Source organism: Paenibacillus sp. oral taxon 786 str. D14 (genome assembly GCF_000159955.1).
In the GTDB taxonomy this organism is placed as follows: domain Bacteria; phylum Bacillota; class Bacilli; order Paenibacillales; family Paenibacillaceae; genus Fontibacillus; species Fontibacillus phoenicis.
The window spans coordinates 17,889-40,097 of sequence record NZ_GG695990.1; the positions used below are offsets into that span (position 1 = coordinate 17,889).

Here is a 22,209-nt window from a genome sequence, read left to right on the forward strand (position 1 = left end):
TGCATCCGATACGACAATCATGGGCGACGCTGATTGCGATTGGGGCCAAACGGTTGGAAACGAGGAGCTGGAGAATTTTTAAGCTGATCTTCAGGTTTCTGTAATGTTCCTTTAAGAAACCGATGCTATTCTTTAGATACTCCCTCTTCTTTAATTGATATAGATATGAAGAAGCCACTCCGTACCAGGGGTGGCTTCTTCCATTTCCTTAGGTGTAAAAAAGCTAACGGAACGAGGAGACCTTATTTCTATTCCTACCAGGGTTAAAACAGATGTAACGGAACCAGATGACCTTATTTGGGCTATAGGCAGCGAATTCGCTGGTATTAGCATCAAATAAGGTCTTTAAGTTCCGTTACAGCGGGAAATCACCGGGAAATAGTACAATAAGGTCTCTGAGTTCCGTTACGGGTAAAGGTGATTACTTCAAATCCTCGATCGAGTTAATGTCCATGTAAACTGGAACGACCAGGCCGGTTTTGACCCCAGTCATGTTCGCGCCGAGATCCTCAACTTGTTCGCCGTATTTATCCCAATAATCCGCATGGGTGAGCGGCAGCCATGCGGCTGCAGTTGCATCAACGTCACCGCTGGCGACACCGGTCCACATTGGACCCGCTTCGACTTGGAGGGACTCGACGTCATAACCCAGCTTGCTTTCGAGTACATATTCCAGCAGGTTGGTGCTGGCGATTTCCGAATCCCATGCCACATAGCTCAGCTTGAGTTTGTCGCCGTTCACCGGTGTCAAGCCTTCGGTCCAGCTGTCCACGCGGTCGGCATGGCTGTCTGCCCAGGCTTTGGCCGCTTCCGCCGGGTCCTGACCTTCCTGAATCGCTGTCATAATCTCGCCCATTTCATCCGAAGTCCACTCGAAGCGGTTGAGGAACTCATAGGCGGTCGGATGGTCTTCCTTCAAGCCTTTCCGCGCCAGCGTGTGAATTTCTTCGGCTTCCCCGTAAACCTTCTGCGGATCCTCCAAATATTTCAGATCGTATTTGGAGAACATCCAGTGCGGGGTCCAGCCGGTAACAATGATCGGTTTTTCGGATTTCACCGCTTTGTCCAGCATCGCCGTCATGGCTGCGCCGGAGCCCTCAATCAGCTTCCAGCCGTCCAAGCCGTAGGTTTCGATCGCTTGACTTGTCGCCTTCATAATTCCAGCACCAGGGTCAATCCCGATGATTTCGTAGTTGACTTGCTCGCCGACGGCTCCGGCTGAGGTGTTGCCCCCGTTCGCCGAAGCATCCGGCGTGTTGTTGGCACCGCCGGCCGAAGGATTGTTCGCTTGCCCGCAGGCGGACAACGCCAACATGCTCACTAATCCTGCCAGTACCATCAACTTCCTCGTCTTCTTCAATTTCATCTCAATCTCCCCTTTGTGTTTTGGATTTAAACAGGTTTTGCGTAAAGCGGTCGAGCACGATGGCTAGGACAACCACGGCCAAACCGGCTTCAAAGCCTTGCCCGATCTTCAGTTGGGTGACCGCCCGGTAGACGGTGGCCCCGATGCCCTGCGCGCCGATCATGGAGGCGATGACGACCATCGAGAGCGACAGCATGATCGTTTGGTTAACCCCGGCCATCAACGTTGGCATGGCGAGCGGAAGCTCGACTTTAAACAGCTTCTGCCAGACCGTGGAGCCAAAGGCGTTCGCCGCTTCCGTCAACTCGCCGTTCACCTGCTTGATCCCAAGATAGGTGAGCCGGATCGTCGGCGGGATCGCGAAGATCACCGATGCGATAACCCCAGGGACCACCCCCAGGCTAAAAAAGGTTACAGCCGGCAGCAGATAAACGAATGCCGGCATCGTCTGCATAAAATCAAGCAGTGGCGAGATGACCCGATGGACCATTTTGCTGTAGGCGCTCCAGATGCCGATCGGAATCCCGAACAGGATCGAGATCAAGCCGGAGGTAATGACCAGGCCTAAGGTGTTCATGGTCTCGGTCCAATAGCCAAGGTTATCGATCAGCAGAAAACCGATTACGGTGAACAAGGTCAGCTGCCATTTTCCAATCAAATAAGCGATGATTCCGACGATGGCAATAAACAGCAGCGGATGCGGCAGCAGGAACAATCCGGCGAAAAAGTTAACGATGGTCTCAATCGTCATGGACAATCCGTCGAAAAATCCTCCAAGCGACCGCTCCATGGCGTCAACCAGCGATTCAATCCACTCGGCCAGCGGCAATTTCGGGATGAATTCCATCTGGGTTCACCTCCTCCTTCAGTTCATGATGTTCTCCGGCGAGGGCTCCCAGTACGGCGCCGCGTACGATAACGCCCAGCAAACGCTCCTGCTGGTCAACGACGGCCAGCGGAACCTTGGATGAGCTCATGACTTCAAATAGGTCACTCAGCACGGTATCCGGGGCCACGCGAGGGCCGTCCGTAATCAGAATTTCCTCCAGGCCGATGCCGGACTTGGCGGCACGGGATGCGTCTTCGGCTGTAATGACGCCCAGCAGGCGTTTGCCCCGGCCGATGACGAACAGGTTGGAGATGCCCCGTTCACGCATTAGTTCGAGGGCGACGCGAGGACCCTTATCCAACGTAACGGTTTCCGGCCGGCGCATGACGCGGGCTGCGGTCAGCACCTTGGACAGGTCCACGTCCTCGATGAACCGTTCCACATAATGGTTGGCCGGGTTCATCAGCATTTCTTCCGGCGTGCCGATTTGAACGAGTGCGCCATCCTTCATCAAGGCGATCCGGTCGCCGAGACGCAGGGCCTCATCCAAATCATGGGTAATGAAGACGATGGTCTTCTTCATCTTCTCCTGCAGCTCCAGCAGCTCATCTTGCATGTTACGGCGAATGAGCGGGTCGAGCGCGCTAAACGCTTCGTCCATCAACAGGATTTCCGGGTCATTGGCTAGCGCTCGGGCCAGGCCGACCCGCTGTTGCATACCGCCGCTCAGCTGCTCCGGCATCTTATGCTCCCAGCCCTTCAAGCCGACGAGCTCGAGGGCCTGCATCGCTTTGTCGCGGCGCTCTTTTTTGGCTACTTTCTGAATTTCCAGTCCGTATTCCACGTTCTGCAGGACCGTGCGGTGTGGGAATAAAGCAAACTTCTGGAACACCATGCTGATCGATTTACGCCGCACCTCGCGCAGCTCAGCTTTGTTCATTTTGCGGAGATCCCGTCCATGCAGCAGAATTTCCCCCGCAGTTGGTTCAATCAATCGATTCAGCATCCGAACCAGTGTCGATTTGCCGCTCCCGGACAAACCCATAATGACGAAAATTTCACCTTCGCGGATGTCCAAGCTGACTTGGCCGACGCCGATGGTGATGCCTTTTTCCTTGAGCAGACGCTCTTTGGTGTAGCCTTGCTTCAACAATGGAATGGCCTGCTCGGCATGCGGGCCAAATAACTTGCTGACTTCACGAACTTGTAATATTGGCTGATTCATAGATTCACTCCTTTTCTAAAGCTTTAAGTTCCCCCTTCGATCTCGGCTTCGCTAACAAAATTGCCCAGCGAGGCAGTATCGCATCAATCCGTGAGGTAAGTGTAACAAATGGAATGAAAATAACGCAAAGATGAAAACTGTACGTAAGGAACGTACAGAAAAAACTGAACGTAATGAATCGGCGGATAACTCCGATATCCTCCCAAATGCTCCCTAGGCTGCGTCTTTACTTTTGGGCTTGACTTACTTAAGATAGAATAAGCGTTGAGCCGTATGGGGATTTAAGCCGTGCGGGTGGACGCGTTACAGCGGAGGTTTTTTTGCATATGAATAGGAGGTTGCAAGCATGAGCTTGGACCAGCTCACCGATGAGCAACAGGCTTTATTAATGAAGGTACGTAAACGCGTGATCGAGGCCATCGGCAGAAATATGGACTTGTATGGGGTCTCGTTATCAACAGGGCACTTATACGGTCTTTTGTTCTTTGCCGACAAGCCGATGACTTTGGACGAGATGGGCAAGGAAATGAAGATGAGCAAAACCAGCATGAGTACGGGCGTCCGCACCCTGCTGGATCTCAAAATGGTCAATAAAGTGTGGGAGAAAGGCTCCCGCAAGGACTTATATGAAGTGGAATATGACTGGTACCAGACGTTTACGGACTTCTTCGCAATTAAATGGAGAAAAGCGGTGGAGAGCAACATCCTGGTGCTGCGTCGCTCCATTGATGAATTAACCAAAGCGATGGTGGTAGAGGAGGAAGGACCGCTCCGTAAGGTATTGGAAGAAGACGTACGTAAGATGAAAGAATCGGTGAAATATTACGAATGGCTGGACCGCCTGATCGACGCGATGGAAAGCGGAGAGATCTATAAGCTGGTTCCCAAGGAAACCGAATCCTGACTTTCTTGTATAAAAAATATAACGCTTATTCCCGATCACGCTGTCATTGCGCAGCGCGGGGAATAAGCGTTTTTTTGGCGTATCAATAGACTCCGATGTCATCCAGCATCAGCTTGGCGGCGCCGCCGCTGAGAAGGAAGGTCAGCCGCTGGATTCCGGTGTCCGGATTGAAGCTGGGGTTGGCGGCCGCAAAGTCTGCCAAAGCTAGACGATACGTCTGATATACCGCTTCCGTCGGATGCTTGTATTTGCCGCCCGACAGGTGGCGCTCCAGCCAGGGGTGGATCGTAAACGAGGTGACGGGCAGCGGTTCGACCTCCATAAACCTCGTGAGCGGCAGACGGACGGAGGTACCGTTGCCGTCGGTAAGCTCTACCTCAACTGTGACGGAACCCGCAGCCAAAGCCGCATCGGGCGTATTGTCATCCTGCAGCTCGAAGCTGCGGTCCGTGAGCGAAAAGGCGAGCTCCTCCAGCTGGCCGCTGGACGGGAGGGGAGCACCTTGCTCCCAGCTTAACGTATAAGTGGACGGCTCATTGCCGCTAGGCTTACGCTCCAGCACGATTCCCCGGGACGGCTTGGTGCCGTTTTGCCGGTTCTTTGCCTCTTCCTCCTTCCAGGTGAGGTTGCTGCCCGCTGCTTTCCCTCCCCCAGGGAGACTCAACCGGTTCAAATCTTCATCGTAGCGGGCCCAAGCGGTAAATGTGCTGCGCTCGAACCGGTTGTAATATGCGGTGTCCGGGAGCCAGGCTAAGCCGGTGCGGTAATCCTGCAGCAGCGGGAGATAGCGGCCGAGCTTGGCGCTGGTGTTCGTTACCGAAGCGGAGCCGGACACAGCGTGGAGAGTGGTTGTTGCTCCGTTATTCCCCGCTCCCGCACCATGCAGCGTTTCCTCAAAGAAAGCCGAGATGTACACCTTCGCGATGCTCCGTTGTTCGGAAGGCGACAGCATCCCGTTCCGGCTGAGCAGGATGCCCTTCGGATAACTGACGTCCCGACCGCCCCAGCTGCTATTGAACTGGCTATGGTTGGCGTCTCCGATGTACAGCGAGGCTTTGAACCGATCTTTGCCTGACGAAAAACTTGTGCGCATGTACTGGCGGTCGCCTTCGAAGTCGCTGACGTCGCCATCCCGCGCGCCTTGCAGTGTCAAATAGCTGACATCCTTAAGCTGTGTGTATTTTCCGTCCACCTTTTTGTCGGTGGGGGCGATGGCGGCAACGGCTTGGATCTTGTAGTCTTCTAAGCTCGACATGAGCTCCGCGTCGTCCGCGAACCAATCCTTGTAACCCGCGGCCATCGCTACTGCTTGCCCGCCGCGGGAATGACCAACCAGTCCGATGCGGGTAAAGTCGATTTTTTCGTATAACGGATTATCCGGTTCTGCGGCAAATGTGCCGATCTGTTGCAAATGCTTCAGCAAAATCCAGGCTCGAACCTTCATATCGTTATCGGGAATCCCCGTCCATACGGAGTAATTCAAGAAGTTCTCATCGACGGATACGACGATAAACCCTCGGCTGGCCAACAATTCTCCCAGATAAGCGTATCCGTCATCGGAGAAATCCTCCATGAGGTGATTCCCGTGAACGATCAGCACGAGCGGGTACCGAGTTTGGCTATCGGCAGCGCTGTTTCCTAGGTTGGTGTTGTCCTGTTCCTCTGCTGCGACAGGCATCCAGACTCTCCCGTTCAGCGGAAGTGCTCGCTGATTAAATCCCCAATAGGCGGTCCGGTAGACGGACCACTTCTTAATGTAGACGGAGGCATCCACCGTTCCGGAGGTGATGTCGACCGCTTCCCCGTATTCGGGCTGCCAAGCGTCGTTCCCGCTGCCGTAGGTGAAGGTCGACACCTCATACGGCCCGGGTTCGGCGGGGCTGTCCAGCAGATCGGCCAAGCTTGGCACGGCCGCTGAACCGACGGCGGCGTCGCTGCTTGCGCCATCGCGCGCCTTGTCATCTTCGGCTTCGCCGGCTTTCCATATCCCGGCGCTTTGCACGCCTTGATAGGCCGGTACGGCGGAGCCGCCCCCTGGTCCCGCCGCGAACGGCCAGATCGCGGCGGCGGCCACCAGCAGCGCCGCCATCAGGGCGGCTGCCGCTTTATGGCGCAGCCGCAGCCTCCGGCTGGCGAGCGCCCCATAAAGCAGCCCGGCGGCGATTCCCGCCAGGCTGATCACCGCGGCCACGACCGCAGCCGCGGGCATCGCTACTTCGTTATAGTAGAAAATAACGAAGGCTGCGGCAAAATCGAACAGGACCGCCCCCGTAAACAGGCGGGGGATCGGCACGCCGATCAAAGCCAGCAGCAGCGCGGCGGTGTGGGCGGTCAGGTACAGGCCCAGCGTTCCCGCGAGCAGGAACAGCAGCAGGTCGACAGGTCTCCCCAACCCGGTCGGCATCCCGAGCGCCAGTAGGCCAAACGCGAACATGCCGGCCCCCCAGGGGCCGGCAATGGCGGATCGCCAAAAGGCGGTATCGTATCGGTAAGCATTCCGGATGCGGCGAGCGATCCGGTAACGCAGCGTCGGCTTGCTCAGTAAAAGTTCAGTAACCACCTGAATTTCCATGGCTTCCCCCAAAATCTCGTAGTCTCTCCTCTTCCCTTATTGTAACATGGGCCAAGGACCGGGAGAAACAGGGGAAAACAGGGGCCGACCCAGCTGACCGAACGGGATAATCATGTAAAAGCGTCTGCTGCAGCACCATCAGCCGGCTGAGTCAGCGGGATAATCCCGTAAAAGCCAGCTCCAACACCTCTACCGACTCTGGCCGGGGCGCGGGCGGAAACGGACCCACGACCAGACGATCAGCAGGAGCAGCACGGCCAGGCAGGTCCCGATACTGATGCGGTTCTGCGCGTCGAACAAGAACAGCAGCGCAATGACAACGAGGCTGATCACGGTCAGCACCGTAATATACGGGAAGCCCCAGACTTTAAAGCTAGGTGCCGCCGGATAACGCTGGCGCAGCTTTAACTGGGACAAGCAGATGGTGATCCAGACGAGCAGCACGACAAAGCCGGGTACCGCCATCAATAGACGGAACAAGCCTGCCTGATTAAAGACGGCCAACATGGAGCCGAGGATCAGAACAACCCCGCAAAGAATTAAGCTGTTGACCGGAACGCCCTTGGCGGAGATCCGCGCCAGCTTCGCTGGGGCTTCCCCGCCGGCGGCCATCGAGTGGAGCATCCGGGTCGCGCCATAGATGCCGGAATTGGCAGCGGACAAGACCGCCGTAATCAGAATGAAGTTCATCAGATGCGCCGCCCCCTGCAAACCAACCGAGGACAGCACCTGCACGAACGGGCTGGTCTGCTCACTGAGACTGTTCCACGGTATCAGCCCGCAAATGATCAGAATCGGTAACGTGTAAAACAGCACCACGCGCAAAATAAAGCTTTTGACCACCCGAGGTAACACTTTTTCCGCATCCTTGGCCTCCGACAAGGTCAGTCCGATCAGCTCGGAGCCGCCGTAGGAGAACATGACGACCAGCAGCGCCGAGAAGATTGCCGTCCATCCGTTCGGGAACAAGCCGCCGTAATCCCGGTAATTGTGCGGGAACGGAGCACTCGTTCCAGGGAGAAGGCCAAACAGCATGGCCGCGCCCAGGAGAATAAAGACAATGATCATCGCGATTTTAATCCCGGCCAGCCAAAACTCAAACTCGCCGTAACCGGCTACGCTCATTCGATTGATGGCCAAGATAAAGGCGGCACTGGCTAGGCTAAGCACCCAGAGCGGCACGTCCGGCAACCAGAACTGCAGGAAACTGCCGGCGGCAATCACCTCAATGACGCATACGGCCAGCCACATGAAGCAGTACATCCACCCCAGAATGAAGGAGATGCGCTCGCCAAACGCCTCCCGGATGAAGTCCTTCATGTTGCGGCCAGGATACACTGTCGCCATCTCGGCAATAGCGCCCATGACGACCAGCAGCAGCAATCCGGCAAAGGCATAAGAAAAAATCACGCCAGGCCCGGCCAGGCTGACGGTCTCGGAGCTCCCTTTGAAGATCCCGGTGCCGATAACGCCGCCCATGGCCATGAAGCTGATGTGGCGGGGCAGCAATTTTTTCTGCAAAGTTGAGGAATCGGATTTCACGTAAATAAAGCCCCCTAAATCTGAGTTGTATCCATTGGAAGTTGGATAAGCAATACGGACTTTATCTTACACTAATTCGCCCGCGGGAGGAAATGAAATCATACCCGGTTGATTAGTATCACATTTCGTTGATTGGTCAGATAGGCAAGGGCCCGGCGGCCAATATACAATAACTTTCAAGATCAAAAAAGCGTAAAGGGGAGAAGCGTTTATGGCCCGATTATCCACGGATCGGGAAATGCAACCCGAACCCGCCATGCCGCACATGCCTTATAAAAGAAGGAAGAGCGGGATCGAGCGTTTTTTTCGGCAAATCGACCTGCAGTTGATGGTTCTCCCGGCGCTTGCCCTCATCTTCGTGTTTAGTTATATCCCGATGTATGGTGTCTTGATCGCCTTTCAGGACTACAAGATCGGGCACAGCTTTACGGGAAGTCCGTGGGTGGGCTGGAAGCATTTTGCTTACTTCTTTAACTCGCCGGATTTTTACACGGTGATGCGCAATACGATCGTCATTAGCCTGCTGAAATTTCTGATTGGATTTCCGGCACCGATCCTGTTGGCCTTAATGCTGAACGAAGTGCGGAAAATGGTCTTCAAACGAGTCGTTCAGACGATTACGTATTTACCGCATTTTATGTCCTGGGTCATTCTCGGCGGCTTGGTCGCTTCGCTGCTCGCCACGGATAACGGCAGCTTAAACATGCTGCTGGAACGGCTGAATCTGATTCAGGAGCCGATTAATTTTCTGTCGCTCCCGGAATACTTCTGGACCATTCTGATCACGACCAACGTCTGGAAGGAAATCGGCTTTGGCTCGATCGTCTACCTAGCGGCGATCGCCGGGGTGGATCCCCATACGTATGAGGCCGCTTCGATTGACGGGGCCAGCCGTTTTAAGCAGATTTATTTGATAACGCTTCCATCGATTATGCCGGTGATTTCGATTTTTATGATTCTGGCCATCGGCAATTTGCTGAGCGCCGGCTTCGAGGATATCCTCGTGTTGGCCGTGAACCCGGCGCTGCGCGATGTATCCGACGTCATCGATACGTACGTGATCCGGGTCGGGATCAACAATTACCGCTATTCCTACGCTACCTCCGTCGGGTTGTTTAAAGCGGTTGTAAGTGTCGGACTGTTGACCCTCGCTAACTATGTAGCCCGCCGATCCGGCAACAGCTTATGGTAATCAGGAGGAGGTGCTCGCGATGTATAGCAGCAGAGGCGACCGGGTCATGGTTGCTTTCATCTACGTCTTCTTAACCATTTTTTCCCTCTCCACGTTATATCCGTTCCTGAATGCCATTGCGATCTCGCTAAACGAGGGGCTGGATACCGCAAAAGGCGGAATTACCCTCTGGCCGCGCGCCTTCACCCTGGAAAATTACGAGGTCGTCTTCCAGGATGAACGGCTGATGTCGGGCTTCATCATCTCCGTCCTTCGGACCGTCGTCGGAACGGTCAGCGCCATCTTGGCCACGGCGATCTTCGCTTATGGGATGACCAAGCGCGAGCTGATGGGGCGTAAGGTTTACATGCTGATGTGTATTTTTACGATGTATTTTTCCGGCGGATTGATTCCAACGTTTCTGCTGATCCGTAATCTGGGGATGTTTAACTCCTTCTGGGTTTATATCATTCCTTCGCTTATCGGGGTCTGGAACATGATCATCTTCCGTACCTTCTTCCAGGGGCTGCCCCAAGGGCTGGAGGAATCGGCCAAAATCGACGGCTGCGGCAATTGGGGCACCTTGTTCCGCATCGTGCTGCCGCTGTCGGGACCGGTTATCGCAACGTTGTCGCTGTTTACCGCGGTTGGGCACTGGAACGAGTGGTTCATCGCCAGCATCTACATTTCGAAGGAGGAGCTGCTGCCGATTCAGACCATTCTGAAGCAGATTCTCGCGTCCAATATCGTCTCCGAGCAGACGGCTAACCTGGATGCAGCGGCGCAAGCCCATATGGCGCAGGCCAAAACCGTCACCAGCAAATCGCTGTCGATGGCCACCATGATGGTCGCAACGATCCCGATCGTCCTGGTGTATCCGTTTGTGCAGAAGTATTTTGTCAAAGGGGTGCTGGTCGGGTCCTTGAAGGAGTAGTTGAAGGAACAACTGGCGGCGTTTAAGGCAGATCGTTCTGCTTTGAACATAAAAATGAAAGGCGAAAGGGGATAACAGTCGTATGAAAAAGCGGGGAACACGGTTAAGCCAACTGTTGATCATCATCATGGCGATTGCCGTCATCCTGGCCGGATGCTCCGGCGGCGGGGGCAACAGCGCGAGTGGCGGTAATCCTGCCGAAGCGCCGAAGGAGAACGGCAGCAATGCGGAGACGAACCAGGCGGAGTCTGCGGAACCGCAGCTTTTCGAGCTGGGGAAGGAGCCGCTGGAATTCACGCTTTACGGCAACTATGACTGGTACACCATGCCCAAATGGGGCGCCGACGAAACGACAGCTTGGGTGAAAGAGAACAAGAAGGTGAACATCACAGAAATTCCAAACGGCGGAAATACGGTGCAAAAGCTAAACACGATGATTGCCTCCGGCGATCTGCCGGACGTCATTTGGGGTGAGCGGGGTGCGGACGTCGAACGGCTGCGCGAAGCAGGCTTGCTGGTGCCATTGGACGATTATATCGAGAAGTATCCGAATTTGAAAAAATGGCTGGATCCGAAGGCAATGAACATGCTGCGATCCCCTGACGGCAAGCTGTATCAATTCCCGAACTGGTACACGAACCGTCCGAACGGCAATGCCGGATGGGTGGTCAACAAGAAGATTTATAAAGAGCTCGGTTCGCCTAAACTGGAAACAACCGATGATTTGTATGCTTACCTGAAGCTGGTGAAGGAGAAATATCCGGACGTCATCCCGCTGGAGACGGATTTGGCCAGCGAAGGTCACGGTCTTGATCAGATTTACTCCGCGTTTAAGGAGAACAATTTAAGTTTTCCGCGTTATTTTGCCGTACCCAACGGGGATAAAATGACTTCGATTTACAAGGACGAACCGTTCCGGGAATCGGTGGTCTACGCAGCGAAGCTGTTCCGCGAGAAGTTGATGACGCAGGACGCCATGACGCAGACCAGAGACCAGGTGCAGGAAAAGCTGATGAACGGCCGGGTGGCGGTGTACACTTCCTCCAATCCGACCTTGTATGCGATGCAGGCCCACGCAGCCTTGACCCAAAAGGATCCGGACGCCGGATATTTCATGATCTGGCCGATTCACAAGGAAGGGCTGGACAAAAACAAAATTTATCCCGGCACTTATAACATGCTCGGTTGGAACGCAGCGGTCATTACGACCAGCGCCAAGAATCCGGAAGCGATATTCGCTTTCTTGGATTGGTGGACCGGTCCTGAGGGGATGACCCTGCAGATGTGGGGGGTTGAAGGCGAGTTCTGGCAAGGACGGGAAGCGGACGGCATCACGCCGAAGTTCACGGAGAAATATACGAAGGAAAAAGAAAAGCTCGCCGATTATCAAGCGAAGATGGACCCGTTGATGTGGGTTGGTAATACCGTGTACGTTGACGATATTAAAGGGAGATTCGAAGCAACGCTGCCGGAGAGCGAACGGAACTGGTCAACCTATTGGCAGTACGAAATTACATGGAAAACGCAGGGCGACGCTACGGAATTCATCAATTTGTTCCCGCTGCCGGATACCGAGGAGGGCATCACCTTCCAAAGCGGCAAGGACATTTGGCAGAAAGCGAGAGCGCAAGCGCTGTATGCGAAGACGGACGAGGAAGCGTTGGCGATCCTCGACAAAGCGCATGAGGACACGATGGCCATTGGGTTCGAGAAGCTGCTGGATTACTATACTCAGCGCTGGCATGAGAATTTGAAGATGATCCAAGGCAATTAACCGAGACAGGCAAGCTACTTGGCAAGGGGGCCCGATTCATTAGGCTCCCTTTTCCTGTAGCGCAGGGCGGGGAGGATTAGAGGATTTTCTCCGTTCTCAACGAACAGGGAGGCCGGGTATACTTAGGGGAAACGGAGCTGAAACCGAACTTCCGCAAGGAAAAAAGGGGGCTGACACGATCGTGTACAAGGTACTGCTTGCTGATGACGAGCATCTTGACCTGGAGGGCATGAGGACGTTTATTCCCTGGTCCGAGCTGGGGATGGAGGTGGTGGGCGCCGTTAGCAACGGCTTCTCGGCCTGCGAGCTGATGGAACGGCAGGCGATCGACATTCTGGTCACGGACGTCAATATGCCGCATATGTCCGGGCTGGAGCTGGCACGCCGGGCGATGGACCGGAAGCCGGACGTCCGCGTCGTGTTTGTCAGCGGACACCAGGATTTTCATTATGTGAAGCAGGCGCTCTCGCTCAAAGCCTGCAGCTATGTGCTGAAGCCGATGGACGACGACGAGTTGGTCGCCTCGCTCCGGCAAATTACGCTGGAGCTGGAACATGAAGCGAATCGGAAGCGGACGGAGGAGCAGTATCTGAAAATGATGCAGGCGTTGCAAGCGCAAGGCGTTGAGAAGCTGGAGGACGAGCAGGAGCGGCAAGCTGCGGCGCGGTTGACCGAGTCGCGCCCTGCGCCGGGTTGCAGCCGGCTGATCCGGGAAATCATCGCGACGATGCAGGCGCGCCTCCACGAGAATCTCACCTTAAAGAACATCGCTCAGCAATTCGCCTTTTCGCCGAACTATCTAGGGCATCTTTTTAAGGAGGAAACCGGCCAAGGCTTCAGCGAAATGCTGACTGAACTGCGAATGGAACGGGCACGTAAGCTGCTCAAAGACCCGAAGGTGAAAATTTACGAGGTCGCCGGTCAAGTAGGTTACCGCTATATCCCTTACTTTAGCCGGCAATTTAAGGAGACCTTCGGGATGACGCCGATGGAATTCCGCAAACGGGAGTGAGGCCGACTTGATGAAAATCCACCGCGTGACGCCGCCCCGAGCGCTGCGTTACCTTCCGTTTGGCTACAAGCTGATGTTGACCTACCTCGTATTTATTTTGATTCCGGTGCTGGCGATCGGCTATTTTTCCCATTCTCTCTATCAGGAATCCATACGCAATCAAACCCGCAGTAATATCCAGGGGACGCTGCTGCAAATCCGGGACAACGTCGAATACAAACTGGCGGATGTCGAGCGCGTCTCCTCGATGCTCTATCACGATTACATGTTGATCACGCAGCTGCGCAGCTATGAGGAGGGCTGGAGCAGTTATGAACGGACGACGATGGTGCTTCAGCCCAAGCTGCATATTGCGATGAATGCGACCGGTCTGAAGCTCGCCATGTACGTTTTTCTGGAGAATGATACGCTGCCCGAGATTTATCACGGTTCCTTTGTGAATGAGAATCCGGATGCGCTTGAAGGCAACTATAATATCTATCATTTAAGCAGGCTTCAGGATAAAGCGTGGTACATAGATTTTCCTGAGGAGCGATACGGAGAGACGCTCGTTTGGCAGCAGGTGGAGAAGGACCGGGAACAGGGCAGAATCTCGCTGCTGCGCCGGTTGGTCGACAGCAACAAGCCGCTGGATTTGCGGGAAATCGGCTTCTTGCGGCTCAGCGTTCGGATCGGCGAGCTGTTCGGGGCGCTGGATTACCGCAAAATCGGCGAAGGCAGCCAGTTGCTCATCCAGGATGGGACGGGGGAGACGTTATACGAGTCCGGTGGGTTTGCAGCATCCTCTGGAACAACCGAGTATTTGACGATCCAAGAGGAGCTTGAAGGCCCAGGATGGGTGCTGACGGCCCGGGTTCCGCTTACGATCATGGAACGGGACTCGGCGAAGGTACGCTGGTTTGTGATCTTGATCTGCCTGTTGTGCCTGATTGTGTTTACGTTTGCCGGCATGTTTATCTCCCGTTATTTCTCGATCCGGGTGACGAAAATCGTCTCGGTCTTAAACGCCTTCCGTGAGGGGGATTTGCATAAACGGATGCGCTATCGGGGGAAAGACGAGTTCTCGCAGATCGCTTCCGCCCTGAATGAGATGGGGCACAATATCAAGCAGTTGATTGAGCAGGTCTATCTGACCCGGCTTGAGAAAAAAGAGGCCGAGCTGGAGACGCTGCAGGCGCAGATTAATCCGCATTTCCTCTATAATACGTTGTCCTCGATCAGCCGGCTGGCCAAATTCGGGGAGATTGACAAGCTGCAGCGCATGGTGCTGGATTTGGCGAAGTTTTACCGCTTGTCGCTCAGCGATGGACGCACGATCATCCCGATCCATAGCGAGCTGGCGCAGGCCGAAGCTTATATTAACATTCAGCGTACGAAGTTCGGAGAGGCGGTGTCCTTCGACTTTGAGGTTGATCCTGCCATCCTGTCTTTGGCTACGGTGAAGCTTGTGTTGCAGCCGTTTATCGAGAATGCGCTGGAGCATGCTTGGTTTGGCGACCCGATCCACGTTCGGATTCAAGGATATACGGAAGGGCGGGAGGTGTGCTTCAAGATTATCGACGACGGGATTGGCATGACGCAGGAACGACAGCGGCAAGTGTTCAACCCGGCCCCCGGAGCAGATGGCGGCTTTGGCATTCGGAATGTCCATAGCCGCATTCAACTGCATTTTGGGTCGGAGTACGGGGTGAAGCTGTATAGCCGCCCGGGCATCGGCACGACGGTGCTGATCCGGTTCCCGGCCGTCCCTGCCGGTGGAGAAACGCCGGGCTCCTCCCGAACCTCTGCCAAAACGTCAAGCATTAGTCCTTCTGACAAGTCTTGACAACTATTGGATTCGCGGTTTTAATAGGGAGATAGTTTTGAACATCTTGTGAACAAAGAAGGCGAAACCAAATGAACGCACAACTCAAGAGCATTCATCCCTTGTCGTGGACCATTATTATTGGGACGATTTTTGGACGTATGGCTTCGTCCATGAGTATTCCGTTCTTATCTATTTACTTGATCAAATCGCTGGGAGCATCTCCCTCCGAAACCGGGATCGTCATTGCGGTCAGTTCGCTGATTGGGGTGTTCGCCAGCTTCTATGGCGGCTACATCTCGGACGTCATCGGACGCAAGCGGGTACTGTACATTTCGATCTTCGGTTGGGTGCTGGTGTTTATCGGCTTTGGGCTGGCGAACCAAGTGTGGCTTTTCTTTATCATGAACGCCCTAAACGGATTATGCCGGGCGCTGTTCGAGCCAACCTCCCGGGCGCTGCTGGCCGATATCACCCCGCAGGAAAGCAAAATGCTGGTATTTAATTTGCGTTACGCCGCGATCAATCTCGGCGTTGTAATTGGGCCGATCCTTGGATTGCAAGTGGGTGCTTCCGAGACGGGACTGGCCTTCTATTTCGCGGGTCTCGTGTATTTGGTGTACGGGTTGGTTCTGGTCTTCCTGTTTATGCTGCACAAGGAAATCGGGATCGCGGGTCATGGAGCAGGCGAGCGTTTGACGTTGAAGGGCGCCATGCAGGTGACCGTCAGGGACCGCACCTTTTTGTACGTGCTGATAGGCATGATTTTCTGCGTGCTCGGGTACGGCCATTTCAGCTCTACGCTGGCACAGTACCTGGAGATGACGCCGGGCATCCAGGACGGGGCCACGCTGTTTGGTTACATGCTGTCGCTGAACGCCATTGTTGTGTTGGCGGTGCAGTTCCCGATCGTCAAGTTTGCCGGTCGCTTCTCGCCGATTGTGCCGCTGGTTGCGGGCAATCTCTTCGTGTCCGGCAGCCTGCTGCTGTTCGGCTCGGTGCATGCGGTCTGGGCGTTCCTGGTGGGCGTAGTGATCTTTACGATCGGCGAAGTGCTGATGTTTACGATGACGGACGTGCTGGTTGACCGGATTGCTCCTGCCTCGCTGCGCGGGACCTATTTCGGCATGTTTGGCTTCAACCAATTAGGCAACGTGCTCGCACCGCTGGTGGGCGGTTTCCTGTTGGATGCCTTTGGCGCCCTGCAGTCTCTGCTCATCTTTGGGATCATCGCGCTGACGACCGCTTGCGGCGTGCCGTTCCTGCTGCTGGCGAAGCGTCACTTGACCGCAAAGGAAGCGGCGGTTGGGAAGGCGGAGGCGCAGGCGGGAGTGCCTAGCTGATCAGCTGATAAGGGGAGCCTCTTGCCTTTTGAAGTCTGGCAGAGGGTCAGGATCGCCGGACGGGATCGACTAACTGGATTTTCTACCGTTATTTTTGGACATTTTGGGGGAGCGGAGTAATTTAACTGGAAATCCTACTGTTAATTTGCCGGAATCGTCGCTTACAGGCGGTTTCGGGCAAAATTAACGTCAGGATTTCCAGTTAATTTGAACACATCGGGTGTATTTAAAGAAATTAACGGTACTTTTTACAGGTAAGCGTGATATGGGGATGACAAGTTCATACCACGCCAAAACGGATCGGGCGATTCAAGCCCGGTCCGTTTTATGTTTCGGCTGCTTGGGCCAGATGAACGCGGAGATCATAATGAGACCATCGATGACGAACACGATACTCCAAACTCGCAGGATCCCGCCCAGCGCTTCGGTCCGACTCGGATCGTTGATGAAGGTGATCATGCCAAAGAGCAGTGCTGCGCCAATCAGGAAAGAGAGGGCATGGCGCAGAAATCCCTTCAGCTCGTGCTTGGCATACTCCAGGCCATAACGTTTGGGCGGTCTAGCGTCCTTCTCTCCGACGAACAGATAACGGTACCAACGATCGGCCCAATCGATCATGCTCTTGCCGAAAGCGATCGAGACCCCGATATATACGGCGGCGATTCCATGGGCTGTCGTTGCTACGGCACCGTTATACAGGTCCACCCCGGTGAGGACGAACAGCAGCAGATCGATCACCGGCGTTAAGGCCAGCAAAGCCATCCCCAGCTTTGGTCGCTTTAGTCCATAACGAACGGATAATCCTGCAAGAATCACGATCCAAAAGGCGATCTCACAGGCCACTATCATCCAGGCGATAAAGTTCATAATGACCTCCAGTAACAGATGAAATGTAAAAAGGTTGAGTGTATTGTAACATCCTGTTTCAATTAATACAACTGTACTAAATAAATTGTGTGATCCGCCCTGGAGGTGCTAAACTAGAGGCATGCCAAAACTAGTAGATCATGAACAAAGAAAACAGATTATAGCCGAAGCAACCTGGCGGGTGATTTTGAAGCAGGGGATGGAAGGGGCCACCGTTCGCAATATCGCTAAGGAGGCGGGGCTTTCACCGGGGGCGTTGCGCCATGATTTCAACTCGCAGGAGGAGCTGCTGCGCTATGCGATGAACCTGGTGAAGGAGAGAGCGACGGAACGAATTATCGAAATCTCCGCGTTGGATCTGCCGCCGCTGGAGAAGGTGCTGAGGATTTTGCAGGAGGTCGTGCCGACCCGTGAGGAGACCCGGGCGGAAGCGGAGGTGTGGATGGCGTTCACAGCCTATTTCAGGCATAAGCCGGGGAAGTTTGATGCGCGCCATGACGGGTTGTACGACTTGATGCAGCGGTTGATCACCACCATGGATCAGCATGGTTTGCTGCAAGCCGGGCTGGATCGGGAGATGGAAACGGTGCGGCTGCACGCGTTGATCGACGGCATCACCTTACATGCCTTGCTTGATCCCTTACGGGTGAATCCAGACAAAATCAACCGCGTTCTGAAGGCTCATCTAGACTCGATTACGAATGCAGCCAAGGATGAATAGCCTGCAATAGCCTGCAATAGCCTACAACCGCAACGGGTTGCCCCGAATCCGGTAACTTGTCTTTTCCCGAGCAGGGCTAGTCTGCATAATCGGCCAAGTTCCCTCATAGACATGTATCAGTTTAGGAAATCAAACTGCAGAGGGGATGATCTCATGCGCCGTTTCACGTGGATGCTGACCATCGTGATAGCCTTAAGCTTCGTGCTGGCTGCATGCGGGAAAAAGGACGCCGACGGCGTCGTCAAGGATTTGGACAAATTGGTTGCCCAGTTGGAGAGTTATCAGGGCTCCGGCACGATGACGCTTTATACGGGTGACAAGCCTCAGGAGTACAAGGTGGAGGTCTGGTACCAAAATCCGTCGTTCTACCGGATCGCGCTCACCAATGCTCAAAAGGACGTTACGCAAATCGTGCTCCGCAACGAACAAGGCGTATTCGTACTGACGCCAAGCCTGAACAAGAGCTTCCGCTTCCAAAGCGACTGGCCGGAGAACCAAGGTCAAGTGTATCTGTATCAAACGCTGGCTCGCAGTATCTTAAGCGACAGCTCGCGGCAATTTGAAAGCGACAAGGATAGCTACATCTTCGATGTTGCGGCTAATTACAACACCCATGCCTTAGTCCGGCAAAAAATCTGGCTGGCCAAGGACAACTATGCGCCGAAGCAAGTTCAGGTATCCGATGCCGAAGCGAAAGTTGTTGTCGAAGTGAAATTCGATAAATTCGACTTTGGCACCAAGTTCGACAAGAACTCGTTTGACATGCAGCATAACCTCGATACAGCTGCCCAGAATTCCCAAGGCACGTTGCTGGAAGTTGATGAGAACGGCATGCTTGTGGAGAAGACGCCAACCGATGAGGCAGCGGGCGCAAACGGCGATGCAGCAACCGATGAAGCCAGTGGCAACACATCTTCGGCTGCACCGGCGTTGACGGAACCCTTTGGCGTAATTATCCCAACATATTTGCCGGATGGGGTCTTGTACCAGGATGACAAAGCCGTGGAAGGTACCGATCGTACGACTGTACTGCTGCGGTATGACGGTACATATCAATTTACGCTGACGGAGACGCGTTCGCCGGACCGCACTGCATCGCTCGTACCGGGTGAATTCATCGATATGGGCTTTACGTGGGGGCTGCTGACCGGCGATACTCTGCGGACACTCACCTGGACAGTGGACGGATTGGAATTCCGGATTACGAGCGAGAATCTGCCGGTGACCGAAATGGTCAAAATTGCCGCTTCGATGCAGGACCAAACCGGTAAGTAACACAAGGAACAGGCGGATTGCGGCTGTGCCGGAGGGGAGGAGCGTTCCCCAGGCCCCGTGGATTCGCCTCTTTCTTCTATAAGGGTGTATTAAGCGCCTCCTCAGGAATTGGGTTCTTTTGCAGAATTGACAGCCGCATTCATGAACATTACCATTAGGATATTGCTCAGATATTTGAACTCTCAATCTTTGGAGAAGGTGACCCGAAAGTGCAAGTGATGTATCGACCAACCCATGCGGAAATTGATTTGGACGCGCTGCGCAGCAATTTCGAAGAATTGCGGAGAAGACAACAGGACATGAAAATGCTGGCATGTGTAAAAGCTAACGCGTATGGGCATGGTGCTGTACCTGTGGCGAAGGAGTTGGAACAGATCGGCGCGGATTATCTCAGCGTCGCCTTTCTGGACGAAGCGCTGGAGCTTCGGAAAGCCGGCATTCAGCTGCCGATTCTCGTGCTAGGATATACGCCGCCACACGGGGTTCGCACCGCTTGGGAGCATGATGTCACGCTAAATGTCTTCAGCAACGAAGTGCTGGAGGCGATTGAAGCGCTGAATCCTGCTGAATTCCCGCATAAGCTGAAAGTCCATATCAAGATCGATTCCGGCATGGGCCGCGTCGGACTGCTGCCTGGAGATGAGGCGGTCGCCTTCGTACGCAAGGCTATGCAAGTGCCGCATGTGGAAGTAGAAGGCTTGTTCACCCACTATGCCACGGCGGACGAGGAAGACAAAAGCTATACATTGGAACAATATCGCCGGTTTCAGGGCGTGGTGGAAGCGCTGCGGGAGCATAATATTCGCATCCCGATCATACATACGGGAAATAGCGCAATCGCCATTGATATGCCGGAACTGTCGGTGCAAATGGTCCGCATTGGCATCGCACTGTACGGCTTGTATCCATCCGACGAGGTGAGACGCGATCAAGTGAAGCTCACCCCGGTTCTCTCGCTGAAAACGGAAACGGTACGGGTGAAGACGTTGCCTGCCCATTCCGCCATTAGTTATGGAGCGAGATACATCACCGAGCAGGAAGAGCGGATTGCCACGCTTCCGATCGGGTATGCCGACGGATATTCACGGATGTTAAACGGCAAGGCGCAGGTACTAATACGCGGCCGCCGTGTCCCTGTAACAGGCGTCATATGCATGGACCAATGTATGGTATCGCTTCAAGCTTTGGCTGAGGAAGCCGAAGAAATTCAAGCCGGCGAAGAGGTTGTGCTCATCGGCCGGCAAGCCGGCGAGGAAATTACCGCCGGGGAGCTGGCTTCCGCCATGGGAACGATCCATTACGAGTTGATTTGCATGCTGGCCCACCGAGTGCCCCGGGTATACAAACGAAAGGGCGAATCGGTCTTATTGCTGAACCCGCTGCTGTGACGGAATTGGCGCAGCAGACAAAATTCAACAAAACTTTCCCTGCGTGAAGGAATTTATGCCAGGTCTATCGAATACTAAACATGGAAATGATCAGGTATGTACGGCACCACTGTTTTTGTTTATAATGAAATGCAGCATACTTGATATACGCTCGGCATATATTTCTTTTGTATAAATTTCCTTGAATAATGCTATACTGATTATCAGGAAACAGGGGCGAGTAGGTTTTGGGGGTGGAAGTTTTAAGATGGCTAATATGCACAACACCAAAAGAATCATGATCAGTTTGCCGGATCAGCTATTGCAGGAAGTTGATGGAATCGCGGCGATGGAGAACTCCAATCGCAGCGAGTTGATCAGGCAGGCCATGAAGCTGTATCTGAACGAGCGGAAGAAACGTTTCATCCGCGAATCGATGCAGCGCGGCTATATGGAGATGGCCAAAATTAATTTGTCCATGGCCTCCGAAGCGTTCCATGCGGAAGAAGATGCAGACATCACTCTGGACCGCCTAGTAAGCGGGGTGTAAACATTGATCGTAAAGCGCGGCGACGTTTTTTTTGCAGATCTCTCCCCTGTGGTAGGTTCTGAGCAGGGCGGGGTCAGACCGGTGCTTATCATCCAGAATGATATCGGAAACCGATTTAGCCCAACGGCCATTGTTGCTGCTATTACGGCACAAATCCAAAAGGCGAAATTGCCGACCCATGTTGAGATTGACGCGGCAACTCACGGATTTGACCGGGATTCCGTCATCTTGCTGGAGCAAATTCGAACGATCGATAAACAAAGACTAACGGATAAAATTACGCATTTGGATGAGGAGACGATGAAGAAAGTGAACGATTCGCTGCTCATCAGTCTCGGTTTAATTGATTTTTGAACATTTATCACTCATGTGTGCGTTTTTAGAATGACTTTTTACGCTCCGGACGTTGTTCCGGGGCGTTGTTTATTATGCGATAAAATTCATAAAGGATCTTATAATTTTCCTATTTGTCGCGAGGGCAATTCGAGTACGATGAGAGTAATCACGGATAAAGGAGAGGTTGCCGTTTGAGCGCTCAATATGAAATCTATGACGATCCCTTCAAAATGTTGATTTTGCTGGCGACGTTCGTGGCCGAGCAGCAAGGCAGCGAGCTGGATTACGAGAACATCGTGCCCTTCGAGAACGACAAATTTTCACTGACGAACGGCCGGTTCCTGTACAAAAAAGATCAGGTCGAGATCACCTGGTACCAGTTCCTTGGACGCGATATCCATTGCAATAAGGATCTGACCCGCCAGGAATACAACCGGATGTTCGTCGATTGCATGGCATCGGTTTACGGAGTGAGCTAGGCTAGCGAAACGAGCAAAAGTGCAAGCGCAAGGGAGTTCCTTGGCGGCTTGCACTTTTTTATTGTTGCTTGGACGGTTGGGTGGTAGGGGGCAGTCTGGTAAGGTGGTGCGGCTCGGCTCGGCGGAATGTATTCGATT

General features: G+C 53.9%; 18 protein-coding genes and 1 pseudogene. 13 read left to right on the forward strand and 6 right to left on the reverse strand.

What is annotated here, in order from left to right; translation table 11 throughout:
- Positions 1–421 precede the first annotated feature (421 nt).
- From POTG_RS18835 to POTG_RS18845, 3 genes and pseudogenes are all read right to left on the reverse strand, one after another.
- Entirely contained in the window at positions 422–1,366 is a 945-nt protein-coding gene (locus tag POTG_RS18835; protein WP_009226444.1) for a glycine betaine ABC transporter substrate-binding protein, read from the reverse strand.
- 15 nt (positions 1,367–1,381) lie between these two features.
- Positions 1,382–2,213: pseudogene (locus tag POTG_RS18840) on the reverse strand (ABC transporter permease); the annotation flags it as partial.
- Complete coding sequence (locus POTG_RS18845; RefSeq protein ID WP_009226446.1) at positions 2,173–3,420, reverse strand: quaternary amine ABC transporter ATP-binding protein; 1,248 nt, start codon at positions 3,418–3,420, stop codon at positions 2,173–2,175. The pseudogene POTG_RS18840 and the gene POTG_RS18845, both read right to left, overlap by 41 nt.
- A 346-nt stretch (positions 3,421–3,766) precedes the next feature.
- Between POTG_RS18845 and POTG_RS18850 the strand changes: the two genes are divergently transcribed.
- Positions 3,767–4,324: a GbsR/MarR family transcriptional regulator gene (locus POTG_RS18850; RefSeq protein ID WP_009226447.1), complete on the forward strand. Its 558-nt coding sequence runs from the start codon at positions 3,767–3,769 to the stop codon at positions 4,322–4,324.
- 82 nt (positions 4,325–4,406) lie between these two features.
- Here POTG_RS18850 and POTG_RS18855 read toward each other — a convergent pair whose 3' ends face one another.
- Positions 4,407–6,908, reverse strand: a complete 2,502-nt coding sequence (locus POTG_RS18855) for an alpha/beta hydrolase family protein (protein ID WP_009226448.1) — start codon at positions 6,906–6,908, stop codon at positions 4,407–4,409.
- A 177-nt stretch (positions 6,909–7,085) separates the two neighbouring features.
- Entirely contained in the window at positions 7,086–8,438 is a 1,353-nt protein-coding gene (locus POTG_RS18860) for an amino acid permease (RefSeq protein WP_009226449.1), read from the reverse strand.
- Positions 8,439–8,649: 211 nt separating this feature from the next.
- On the opposite strand from POTG_RS18860, the gene POTG_RS18865 reads away from it, so the two are divergent.
- The 6 genes from POTG_RS18865 (at position 8,650) to POTG_RS18890 (ending at position 16,476) form a co-directional block, all read left to right on the forward strand.
- Positions 8,650–9,630 (forward strand): ABC transporter permease, encoded by a 981-nt coding sequence (locus POTG_RS18865; RefSeq protein ID WP_009226450.1) that lies wholly within the window; start codon positions 8,650–8,652, stop codon positions 9,628–9,630.
- A 19-nt stretch (positions 9,631–9,649) separates the two neighbouring features.
- The gene (locus tag POTG_RS18870; RefSeq protein WP_009226451.1) at positions 9,650–10,543 is read left to right on the forward strand and encodes a carbohydrate ABC transporter permease; all 894 of its coding nucleotides are present in this window, start codon (positions 9,650–9,652) and stop codon (positions 10,541–10,543) included.
- 82 nt (positions 10,544–10,625) lie between these two features.
- Positions 10,626–12,317 carry an extracellular solute-binding protein gene (locus POTG_RS18875; RefSeq protein ID WP_009226452.1) on the forward strand — a complete coding sequence of 564 codons (1,692 nt, stop codon included), beginning with the start codon at positions 10,626–10,628 and terminating at the stop codon, positions 12,315–12,317.
- Between the two features lie 181 nt (positions 12,318–12,498).
- Entirely contained in the window at positions 12,499–13,329 is an 831-nt protein-coding gene (locus POTG_RS18880; RefSeq protein WP_009226453.1) for a response regulator transcription factor, read from the forward strand.
- 10 nt (positions 13,330–13,339) lie between these two features.
- Positions 13,340–15,154, forward strand: coding sequence for a cache domain-containing sensor histidine kinase (locus POTG_RS18885; protein WP_009226454.1), 1,815 nt, complete (start codon positions 13,340–13,342; stop codon positions 15,152–15,154).
- A gap of 71 nt (positions 15,155–15,225) precedes the next feature.
- Positions 15,226–16,476, forward strand: a complete 1,251-nt coding sequence (locus POTG_RS18890) for an MDR family MFS transporter (RefSeq protein WP_009226455.1) — start codon at positions 15,226–15,228, stop codon at positions 16,474–16,476.
- Between the two features lie 309 nt (positions 16,477–16,785).
- Here the strand turns inward: POTG_RS18890 and POTG_RS18895 are convergent, their stop codons facing one another.
- Positions 16,786–17,343 (reverse strand): hypothetical protein, encoded by a 558-nt coding sequence (locus POTG_RS18895; protein ID WP_009226456.1) that lies wholly within the window; start codon positions 17,341–17,343, stop codon positions 16,786–16,788.
- 121 nt (positions 17,344–17,464) lie between these two features.
- On the opposite strand from POTG_RS18895, the gene POTG_RS18900 reads away from it, so the two are divergent.
- From POTG_RS18900 to POTG_RS18925, 6 genes are all read left to right on the forward strand, one after another.
- Complete coding sequence (locus POTG_RS18900) at positions 17,465–18,064, forward strand: TetR/AcrR family transcriptional regulator (RefSeq protein WP_009226457.1); 600 nt, start codon at positions 17,465–17,467, stop codon at positions 18,062–18,064.
- A gap of 153 nt (positions 18,065–18,217) precedes the next feature.
- Entirely contained in the window at positions 18,218–19,339 is a 1,122-nt protein-coding gene (locus POTG_RS18905; RefSeq protein ID WP_036646261.1) for a LolA family protein, read from the forward strand.
- 209 nt (positions 19,340–19,548) lie between these two features.
- Complete coding sequence (alr, locus tag POTG_RS18910; protein ID WP_009226459.1) at positions 19,549–20,727, forward strand: alanine racemase; 1,179 nt, start codon at positions 19,549–19,551, stop codon at positions 20,725–20,727.
- Between the two features lie 247 nt (positions 20,728–20,974).
- The gene (locus POTG_RS18915; protein ID WP_009226460.1) at positions 20,975–21,256 is read left to right on the forward strand and encodes a CopG family ribbon-helix-helix protein; all 282 of its coding nucleotides are present in this window, start codon (positions 20,975–20,977) and stop codon (positions 21,254–21,256) included.
- Positions 21,257–21,259: 3 nt separating this feature from the next.
- A complete protein-coding gene (locus tag POTG_RS18920) occupies positions 21,260–21,610 on the forward strand; it encodes a type II toxin-antitoxin system PemK/MazF family toxin (protein WP_009226461.1) in 351 nt (116 codons plus the stop codon).
- A 173-nt stretch (positions 21,611–21,783) separates the two neighbouring features.
- On the forward strand, positions 21,784–22,071 hold the full coding sequence (locus POTG_RS18925) for a hypothetical protein (RefSeq protein ID WP_009226462.1): 288 nt from the start codon (positions 21,784–21,786) through the stop codon (positions 22,069–22,071).
- Positions 22,072–22,209: the final 138 nt, after the last annotated feature.

What these genes read in the sequence shown, in the direction of transcription:
- POTG_RS18835 (WP_009226444.1), bottom strand. Translation starts at nt 1,366, where the DNA reads ATGAAATTGAAGAAGACGAGGAAGTTGATGGTACTGGCAGGATTAGTG.
- POTG_RS18845 (WP_009226446.1), bottom strand. Translation starts at nt 3,420, where the DNA reads ATGAATCAGCCAATATTACAAGTTCGTGAAGTCAGCAAGTTATTTGGC.
- POTG_RS18850 (WP_009226447.1), top strand. Translation starts at nt 3,767, where the DNA reads ATGAGCTTGGACCAGCTCACCGATGAGCAACAGGCTTTATTAATGAAG.
- POTG_RS18865 (WP_009226450.1), top strand. Translation starts at nt 8,650, where the DNA reads ATGGCCCGATTATCCACGGATCGGGAAATGCAACCCGAACCCGCCATG.
- POTG_RS18870 (WP_009226451.1), top strand. Translation starts at nt 9,650, where the DNA reads ATGTATAGCAGCAGAGGCGACCGGGTCATGGTTGCTTTCATCTACGTC.
- POTG_RS18875 (WP_009226452.1), top strand. Translation starts at nt 10,626, where the DNA reads ATGAAAAAGCGGGGAACACGGTTAAGCCAACTGTTGATCATCATCATG.
- POTG_RS18885 (WP_009226454.1), top strand. Translation starts at nt 13,340, where the DNA reads ATGAAAATCCACCGCGTGACGCCGCCCCGAGCGCTGCGTTACCTTCCG.
- POTG_RS18890 (WP_009226455.1), top strand. Translation starts at nt 15,226, where the DNA reads ATGAACGCACAACTCAAGAGCATTCATCCCTTGTCGTGGACCATTATT.
- POTG_RS18895 (WP_009226456.1), bottom strand. Translation starts at nt 17,343, where the DNA reads ATGAACTTTATCGCCTGGATGATAGTGGCCTGTGAGATCGCCTTTTGG.
- POTG_RS18900 (WP_009226457.1), top strand. Translation starts at nt 17,465, where the DNA reads ATGCCAAAACTAGTAGATCATGAACAAAGAAAACAGATTATAGCCGAA.
- POTG_RS18905 (WP_036646261.1), top strand. Translation starts at nt 18,218, where the DNA reads ATGCGCCGTTTCACGTGGATGCTGACCATCGTGATAGCCTTAAGCTTC.
- POTG_RS18915 (WP_009226460.1), top strand. Translation starts at nt 20,975, where the DNA reads ATGGCTAATATGCACAACACCAAAAGAATCATGATCAGTTTGCCGGAT.